This window comes from Lamprobacter sp. (assembly GCF_034860625.1).
GTDB lineage: Bacteria > Pseudomonadota > Gammaproteobacteria > Chromatiales > Chromatiaceae > Lamprobacter.
On record NZ_JAYESN010000649.1, the window covers coordinates 1 to 872 of the forward strand.

At 66.1% G+C, this 872-nt stretch carries 1 protein-coding gene; it reads right to left on the reverse strand.

Translation table 11 applies throughout. The annotated features are described in order from the left end of the window. Positions 1-870, reverse strand: an 870-nt coding sequence (locus VBE63_RS30495) for an MFS transporter (protein WP_323686701.1), incomplete at its 3' end; no start/stop codon positions are given. Between the last annotated feature and the right edge of the window lie 2 nt (positions 871-872).

Sequence of the window (872 nt, forward strand, 5' to 3'; positions counted from 1 at the left end):
AGGGCGCCAACCAAGGCCCATCGGCGAAGGCAAGCGCCAGTAGGGCCAGGACAAGGACGTCAGATGCCAGGGCAGCAGCCGGCGTGCGCCGAAACCATCGATCAAGGGGCCGCTGAACGACAGCGATAACAGGTGCGCCGCCGCAAAGGCGGGAAAGCTCGCCGCCAGCCAGGCCAGGGTCCAGCCCTTGGACTCGGCCAGCGGTACCTGATGAAAGAACACGGCGGTGGCGATGAACGGCGCGCCCATCAGCGCCGGCAGGATTAGATAAAAGCGTCGATCACGCAGCACCTGCGCCCGCGTCCAGGGCGCGGGCTCATCGGCTGATCCGGCCTCGAGGCTGGGACGCCCCGGGACGTGACGCCCAAGCAACGCGAGCAAGACCCCGGCCAGCAGGATCAGCAGCCCCGCGATCAGCCACCAGGTCGTGCGCCAGCCAAGCGCTGCTGCGAGGGCAACCACTAGGATAGGCGCGATGGCCTCCGCGACCGGAAAGCCGGCCGCCACCAGACTGACCGCCTTGCCGCGATGCTGACGAAAGGCCCGCGCCACCGCCGTCTGCGCGACCTCCAGCACTTGCACGAACACCGCCTCGAATTCCACCCGAAATCGCTTCCGAAAGGTCGCTAGGGTGTCGTGGTCAGGGTGCTGATTGCAGGCAATGAAGCGAAAGGCCACCGAATCAAAGGTGGCCAACTCGATCTTGCGGCTGGAGTAACAGCCCGTGGCATAACCATAGATCAACAGCGAGCGCATCATCGCCGGGTGATAGGGCAAGCTCCCGCGCCCGGCGTACGCTTGGATCAGGGGGCTCAGATCGAGCGCTTCCACCACCTCGACGACAGAGCGCGCTAGATGGCTCTCGGGCAGCC